Raw genomic sequence first — 7555 nt, forward strand, 5'->3', positions numbered from 1 at the left:
TTGTCGGAGACGATCATCTTCGGAGCACCCCGCCGGGTGATGAGCCTGGACAGTTCCCTGGCGACCCGCACGCCGGACAGGGAGACATCGACGACCACGGCCAGGGCTTCCCGGGTGAAGTCGTCGACCACGCAGAGCGTGCGGAACCGGCGGCCATCGCTGAGAGCGTCCGATACGAAGTCCAGGCTCCATCGCTCATTCGCCTGTTCCGGCAGGAGCATGGGTGAACGTGTGCCTGTCGCCCGCTTTCGCCCACGTCGTCGTTTCACGGCCAGTCCCTCCTCGGCATAGATCCGGTAGATCTTCTTGTGATTGGCGCTGAGGCCCTCGCGGTCCAGCAGGATGCCGAGCCTGCGATAGCCGAACCGGCGGCGTTCACCGGCCAGCTCCCGTAGCCTCTGGCGCAACTTCTCGTCACCGCCATCGCGTTTTTCATACTGGAAGGTGGACCGATCGAGATCGGCCAGCCGGCAGGCCCGACGCTCCGACAGGCCATGCACTTCCATCACGTGGTGCACGGCCTTCCGTTTGGCGTCGGGCGTCAGAAGTTTTTTGTCGCCAGGTCCTTCAGGGCGGCATTGTCCAGCATTGCATCGGCCAGGAGGCGCTTCAGCTTCGAGTTCTCCTCCTCCAGCGTCTTCAGCCGCCGGGCGTCCGACACCGTCATGCCGCCGAACTTCGCCTTGTACTTGTAGAAGGTCGCATCCGAGATGCCGTACTTGCGGCAGATATCGGCTGTCTTCACGCCAGCCTCGTGCTCCCGGATCATCCCAATGATCTGTTCTTCGGAAAATCGTGATTTGCGCATTTGTCATCCTCTTCGTGTCGAGGACTCTGCAAATTCATGGCCGGAATTTACGGGGCTGGGTCAATGGGCTCCCAGAGAATATGTAGGGGTCGCTTCGGCTAGAATTTTCGCTGCTTCATCAAGCTCACACGCTTTATCGAAAGTTTGCTTAGTCTTGTTTTTGCTCAAGGTTTTAACCCTCACTGTTATTGGGTCTACGAAACCTTTTCGCCGGAGTTAGGTCATGGATGCTAAGTCATCATGACTAACAAACTCTCTCCCGAACTCATGAGCCCAGCCGAACGAATTGCTGAAGCATGCAAGCTTCTGGCCACTGGCATTCTCCGGCCCCACCAAGCGACAAACCATCCCAGGTCTCAGACCGGACTGGACTTTCCAGCGGACCAGAGCGGACCTGACCTCAAACCAGAGAAGGGGGCAGGGCAGTGATGGCTGGCCACGACATGACGATCATTCAAAAAATCGCCTCGTTGCAGGCAATGGACATTGCTGACCTCAAATCAGAGTGGCGACGGCTGTTCGATACCGACCCTCCGGCTTTCAACCGGAAAACACTGGAGGCCCGCCTGGCGTATCGGATCCAGGAGCTGGCCTTTGGCGGGTTGTCGAAGGGCACAAGGAGACGCTTGAAGGACCTCGGCGAGCGGGTCGACGGCGGTGATCCACTCATTCGACATGCGCGCGTCGACAATCGTCCGGCTACGGGCACCCAGCTCATTCGAGAATGGCAAGGCGAAGACCATGTCGTGACGGTTACACCGAACGGCTACGAATGGGGCGGTCGTCCGTACAAATCGCTCTCCGCGGTCGCTCGCGCCATTACCGGCACGCGCTGGAATGGCTGGGTCTTCTTTGGACTCAAGCGACAAGGAGGTGGCTGATGCCTGATATGTCTCACACCACATCAGTCAAGCGCTGCGCAATCTATACGCGCAAATCGACCGAGTATGGTCTGGAGCAGGATTTCAACTCGCTGGATGCCCAGCGGGAAAGTTCAGAGCAGTATGTCGCCAGCCAAACTGGCAATGGCTGGATCCTGCTGGACGATCGCTATGACGACGGCGGGTACTCCGGCGGCACGCTGGAACGGCCGGCGTTGCGGCGGCTGATGGGAGACATAAGGGCAGGGAAGGTCGACTTGGTCATAGTCTACAAGGCTGATCGACTCTGCCGATCCATGGCGAAGTTCTACAACCTTCTTGAGTTTTTCGAGGAGTATGACGTGAATTTCGTCAGCGTGACCGAGCACTTCAACACATCGACCGCAATGGGGCGGTTCTTCGTCAACATGCTGCAGTCCTTCGCCCAGTACGAACGCGAACAAACAAGCGACCGCGTGAAGGACAAGGTCGCTGCCGCCAAGAAACGAGGTCTTTGGACCGGCGGCACGCCACCGTTTGGCTACAAGCCTATCCAGAAGAAGCTGACCATTGTCGAGGACGAGGCCCGCATTGTTCGCAAGATCTTCCACGGTTTTGTGAACTGCGGGTCAGCGACCGTGCTAGCAAAGGAGCTTAAGGCAGAGGGGATCGTGAACCGAAATCTCTGGCCGTTCGACAAGTCAGCGATCTACAGGATCCTGACGAACAAGGTCTATCTGGGACTCGTGTCGTTCAAGGGCGAAGATTATGAAGGCCAGCATAAAGAGATCATCTCTCGACGTGTCTGGGACCAGGCGCAATCGATCCTGAAAGAACACCCCCGGAAACGTGCCGGCCGAACGCGGGCAAAGACGCCGGCGCTGCTCAAGGGCATAATTTTTGGCCCTGATGGCGCAGCGATGTCGCCTCATCACACCCGATCAAACCAAAAGCTCTACCGCTACTATACGAGCCAGACCGTTCTGAAGCATGGGGCCGGAGCATGTGTGCCCGGGCGAATTCCAGCTGCCGACGTTGAGATCGTAGTTCTAAACCAGGTGAGGCTGATGATGCAGAGTTCTGACCTCATCATCGGCACATTTCGGGAAGTGCAAAAAGAAGATTCGGACATCGGGGAGGATGAAATCTGGCATTTGCTCCGGAAGGACTTTGATACAGTCTGGAATTCGCTATTTCCCGCTGAACAGGCTCGCCTCGTTGCTCTGCTGATCGAGCGCGTGAATGTCACTGCCAATTCCATAGATGTGAAATTTCGTACTGATATGAAAGACTGTCTCTGGGATGACTCGGCAGCGTTCGATTAAGATGAAAGCGAACGTCGTCTCCATTCCTTACACGTTTGCCATCCGTGGCGGACGAAAGCTCGTGATCACGCCAGATCGGAAACTGGAAACCAGTCGGCCGGATAATCGGAATGAGCTCCTGATAAAAGCCTTGGCGCGGGGATTTCGCTGGCGTCGCATGCTGGATGCGGGACAGTTCCAGACTATCGCTGAAATTTCACGCGCAGAGAATATGAGCGCCTCCTACATCAGTCGCGTCAGTCGTCTTGCTCTCCTCTCTCCGCGAATTGTCGAAGCCATTCTAAACGGAAATCAGCCTCGGCTATTGGAGCTCGATCAGTTGCTGGCACCATTTCCCTCCGACTGGAATGCGCAATTGGCTCATTTCGGTTTTGATACCGGCAGCCACTAGTAATTTTAGTCGCGTACGATTCGAAATTCGAACGCCAAAGAACCACCGAACCTGCAGCACTCTCAGGACTCAGCAGCTCGATACTGATGACCTGTGAGTGCTTAGCTTTGGAGAATACAAGCAATAAGAGAACGGTTTCGGCTTATTCGTCCACGAGCCAAGTGCCGAGGTTGGTCGTCTAGCCCCCTTTTGGCGGCGGCTTTCGGGCCGAAAATTACTCTGCGGAGAAGGGTTTCCGAAGAGTGCTGGCGGGCCGTGCGGGATGAAGGTGGGCACTATTGCTACGCGATAGCACTATGATGACATTAACATTTTCGGTTGTTGGCTGGAATGGAAGCCATTTGATACGGAGGTCGCAGGGTGTCCACACATGATCCAGGAGGAGCCGCGCAGAGGCGGGAAAAATTCTTCGGAAGGACGGTTTCAAGGTCCGGCAGGTGTCGTCCAAGTCACCCGGCGTTAGCCGGGAACAAGGGGCGAGGCACTTCATTTGGAAATGGAAAGAACTTCTACTGGCCGGCTGCGGCTTCATCGCGTATCACCATTACTGATGAATTGACCTGATGCAGGACGCTTGACGGGGGTGCCCAATGGAATCGAGGCTGGCCACAAGCTTTGAGGACTTAAAAAGGTGTATTGCAGGGGAAAGGTGACACCCGACGTCTGGTCACCTCTCGGCGCCAAAAGCGTCTCGACGATGAAAAGTGCTGGTGCGCCGATCGGTTTTTAGTCAAGAAAGCGGGACGTGCTTGCGTACTCCTCGCTCGGGCCGGAGCAGTTTGAGGTTGCCTGGAAAGCTGGCATCGATTTTTGGACGACAGTTCCGAAAGAATCCGCGTGGGTGTTCGTTGTAAAGACCGGATTAAAGTCAGATGAACTCGACCTTGTGTGCGGCAAGATTGACTATCCGAAGACGATCCGGGTCGACCAAGGCTCTGAGTTCATCTCCCGTGAACTTCGACCTATAGGCACATCCAAACAATGTGACGCTGGACGCCTCACGGCCCGGAAAACCGACAGACAGTAAGCGCCTCGCCGATCGCCTACGGATTTAGGCATGACATTTTCCGGAATCGTCAGGGCATGAGTTCCTCGATCTGGCTCTGCGGATGGCCGTTGATGATGGCGTCGAAGGTATCTGCGCGGTAGGCAATGGGATTAACGTCGTTGAGCTTGCAGGTGGCCACGACGGATGAGAGCAGCGCTCAGTTTTCGGCCGCGATCTCGTGTCCAGAAAACAGGGCATTTTTTCTGATTAGGCATATCGGCCGGATGGCGTTTTCGACCGGGTTGGTATCGAACTCGAGCCGGCCATCGCCAGGAAGCGGGTGAGCCCTTCCCAATGGGCAAGACCTTAGAGAATGTCTTCGGCCAGCTTAGAGCCGGAGGAGACCCTTGACAATTGCTTTTCAAACCAGGGCTTCAAGGCGGCTATGATCGGGGAGGAGTGCCGTTGTCGCGCGGCGATCCGAGTTTGTGGCGTCATTCCTCGCTGTGAATATCGGTGAGAAAGTGTGCCACGTGGCCGCCTGATTTTGGCGGTGTAAAAGTGGGCCATTTATTTTCGTTTCCGGGGATATGCCCCTGGGTTTTGCGAAAAGCGAGCCCCGGGGATGTATGGCGTGCATTTATATGAGCAGATAAGAGTAGCGGTTATTATTGACGGCATGTCGCGTCGCGCGGCGTCGCGGAAGTTCGGGGTTCACCGAGACACGGTTAACAAAGCGTTATCGCATTCAGTTCCGCCGGGTTACCGGCGCTCAAAGCCGGTGAAGCGCCCGAAGCTCGATCCCTATACGGGTGTGATTGACGCGATCCTGCAGCAGGATCTGGAAGTTCCGAAAAAGCAGCGGCACACAATCCAGCGGATATTCGACCGGTTAAAGGACGAGTACGGCTTTGACGGCGGCTATACGACGGTGCGCGATTATGTGGGCGATCGCCGGCTTGTGCTGAAGGAGGCCTTTGTGCCCTTGGCGCATGCTCCTGGCCACGCGCAGGTGGATTTTGGCGAAGCGCAAGTCGTGATCGGCGGCGTCCAGCAGACCGCGGCGGTGTTCGTGATGAGCCTTCCCTATAGCGATGACGCCTTCGTTCAGGTGTTCCCGCAGGAGACGGCGGAAGCCTGGTGCGAGGGTCATGTTCGCGCCTTCAAGTATTTTGACGGCGTGCCGCAGACGATTCTTTACGACAACTCCAAGCGGATCGTCGCGCGGATACTGGGCGACGGCAAACGCCAACGCACGCAAATGTTCTCCGGGCTGGTATCGCATTATCTGTTCAAGGACCGTTTCGGCCGCCCGGCCTGCGGCAATGACAAGGGCAAGGTGGAGAATCTCGTCGGCTTCGCCCGCCGGAACTTCCTTGTGCCGATCCCGCGGGCGACATCGTTCGAAAAGCTGAACGCCAAACTCGTGAGGGATTGCCGTAAGCGCCGCGACCGGCAAATGCGGGGCAAGGACGGAACCGTGGGCGAACGCTTTGAGGCGGACAGGTGCGCCTTCCGGGACCTGCCCGGGGGAACCTATGAGGCGTGCGACCGCCGCTCCGGTCAGGCGACGAGCCAGGCGCTCGTGCGCTACCGGCTGTCGGATTACTCGGTGCCGAGCGCCTATGCGCATCGCCAGGTGCTGATCAAGGGCTTCGTCGACAAGGTGGTGATCTCCTGCGGCGCGGAAGAGATCGCCCGGCATGAGCGCTCTTATGAACGCGACGACATTGTTTTTTATCCGCTGCATTATCTGGCGCTGCTTGAAAAGAAGCCCGGGGCGCTCGATCAGGCGGCGCCGCTCAAAGGCTGGAATCTGCTGGACTGTTTTGGCGAGTTCCGCCGGCGCGCCGAGGGGCGGATGGGCAAGCACGGCAAGCGGGAATATATCCAGGTGCTGCGTCTTCTTGAGACCTTCCCGATGAAACATGTCGAGCGGGCGGTTCGCGACGCGATGCGCCTGCAAACGATCTCCTATGACGCGGTCAAGCAATTGACGCTGTGTGCGGTCGAAAAGCGTCCGGCCCGGCTTAATCTTGAGCGCTATCCCAATCTGCCGAAGGCGGATGTGGCGACCACGAAAGCGCGCTCTTATCTGGCGCTGATCAGGGAAAGGTCCGTAGCATGAGTGAAGCGCCTGTCGTTGACGCTGCGCCGGCCCCGGAAACGAAGCCGCCGCACCTCCTGCTCGATCATTATCTGAAGACGCTGCGCCTGCCGAGCTTCAAGCGCGAATATGAAAAGCAGGCCGGATTAGCCGCTAAAGCCGGCGACGATCATGTCAAATATCTCCTGCGGCTGACAGAACTGGAGATGATCGACCGGGAGCGGCGTCTTGTTGACCGGCGCATCCGGGCGGCGAAGTTCCCGTCGGTCAAAAGCCTCGATACGTTCGACTTCAAGGCGATGCCGACGCTGAACAAGCCGCTCGTGCGCGATCTCGCCCGCTGCGAATATATTGATCGGCGCGAGAACGTCATTGCGCTCGGGCCCAGCGGCACGGGCAAAACCCATATCGCGCTCGGCCTTGGGCTTGCCGCCTGCCAGAAGGGACTGGCGGTCGGGTTCATGACGGCCGCCGCCCTCGTTCATGAACTGATGGAAGCGCGCGACGAGAAACGGCTCCTGCGGCTGCAGCGCCAGCTCGGCAATCTGAAACTTTTGATCATCGACGAACTGGGTTTTGTGCCATTGTCGAAAACGGGCGCCGAGCTTCTCTTCGAAGTGTTCTCCCAACGCTATGAGCGCGGCGCCACCATCGTCACCAGCAATTTGCCGTTCGATGAATGGACGCAAACCTTCGGTTCGGAGCGTCTCACCGGGGCGCTCCTCGACCGGCTCACCCACCACGTTCATATTTTGGAAATGAATGGTGAAAGCTACCGGCTCACGCAGGCCAAGAAGAACAAACAGGGGCCGGAAGCAAACGCTGGCGCCGAAGCGAACGGATAATCAGCGGCGGCGAAACGCCGAAAACAATGCGGAATGGACAAAAGGCGCGCCCTGACTCGAAGACGGTCAGCGCGCCTTTTGCGTCATTCCGCAGCGCCGCGCCCGCGGCCACGCCTCACCAAATAACGCTCATTCTCAAGCTGATTGTCGCTGCACCGGCCAGCCCAACTCGCCACTCAGTGGTACGTTTTTACGGCGCCAGACTGGTACGTTTTTAATCCGAGATTGACA

The 7555-nt window shown here is 57.6% G+C and carries 5 protein-coding genes and 3 pseudogenes; 6 read left to right on the forward strand and 2 right to left on the reverse strand.

All coding sequences use genetic code 11. The features are described 5' to 3' along the window. Positions 1-808, reverse strand: a pseudogene (locus B8784_RS21990) (IS3 family transposase); the annotation flags it as partial. 428 nt (positions 809-1236) lie between these two features. Between B8784_RS21990 and B8784_RS14870 the strand changes: the two are divergent. The 4 genes and pseudogenes from B8784_RS14870 to B8784_RS22210 form a co-directional block, all read left to right on the forward strand. Further along, complete coding sequence (locus B8784_RS14870; RefSeq protein ID WP_084398719.1) at positions 1237-1689, forward strand: DUF2924 domain-containing protein; 453 nt, start codon at positions 1237-1239, stop codon at positions 1687-1689. Next, positions 1689-2993, forward strand: coding sequence for a recombinase family protein (locus B8784_RS14875; protein WP_233356168.1), 1305 nt, complete (start codon positions 1689-1691; stop codon positions 2991-2993). The genes B8784_RS14870 and B8784_RS14875 overlap by 1 nt, the downstream gene beginning before the upstream one ends. A 1-nt stretch (position 2994) precedes the next feature. Beyond that, positions 2995-3384 carry a hypothetical protein gene (locus B8784_RS14880; protein ID WP_084398720.1) on the forward strand — a complete coding sequence of 130 codons (390 nt, stop codon included), beginning with the start codon at positions 2995-2997 and terminating at the stop codon, positions 3382-3384. Between the two features lie 877 nt (positions 3385-4261). Further along, positions 4262-4409 (forward strand): annotated as a pseudogene (locus B8784_RS22210) (integrase catalytic domain-containing protein); the annotation flags it as partial. Positions 4410-4460: 51 nt separating this feature from the next. On the opposite strand, the pseudogene B8784_RS22285 reads toward B8784_RS22210, so the two are convergent. After that, positions 4461-4876, reverse strand: a pseudogene (locus B8784_RS22285) (IS66 family transposase); the annotation flags it as partial. Between the two features lie 121 nt (positions 4877-4997). Between B8784_RS22285 and istA the strand changes: the two are divergent. Then, entirely contained in the window at positions 4998-6500 is a 1503-nt protein-coding gene (gene istA / locus B8784_RS14895) for an IS21 family transposase (RefSeq protein ID WP_084398226.1), read from the forward strand. Next, complete coding sequence (gene istB, locus B8784_RS14900; protein ID WP_084398227.1) at positions 6497-7324, forward strand: IS21-like element helper ATPase IstB; 828 nt, start codon at positions 6497-6499, stop codon at positions 7322-7324. Before istA ends, istB begins: the two co-directional genes overlap by 4 nt. Positions 7325-7555 lie beyond the last annotated feature (231 nt).

The organism is Henriciella aquimarina (assembly GCF_002088975.1).
GTDB classification, from domain to species: Bacteria; Pseudomonadota; Alphaproteobacteria; order Caulobacterales; family Hyphomonadaceae; genus Henriciella; species Henriciella aquimarina.

Coding starts and splice junctions, on each gene's coding strand:
- B8784_RS14870 (WP_084398719.1), top strand. CDS start 1,237: ATGGCTGGCCACGACATGACGATCATTCAAAAAATCGCCTCGTTGCAG.
- B8784_RS14875 (WP_233356168.1), top strand. CDS start 1,689: ATGCCTGATATGTCTCACACCACATCAGTCAAGCGCTGCGCAATCTAT.
- B8784_RS14880 (WP_084398720.1), top strand. CDS start 2,995: ATGAAAGCGAACGTCGTCTCCATTCCTTACACGTTTGCCATCCGTGGC.
- istA (WP_084398226.1), top strand. CDS start 4,998: ATGTATGGCGTGCATTTATATGAGCAGATAAGAGTAGCGGTTATTATT.
- istB (WP_084398227.1), top strand. CDS start 6,497: ATGAGTGAAGCGCCTGTCGTTGACGCTGCGCCGGCCCCGGAAACGAAG.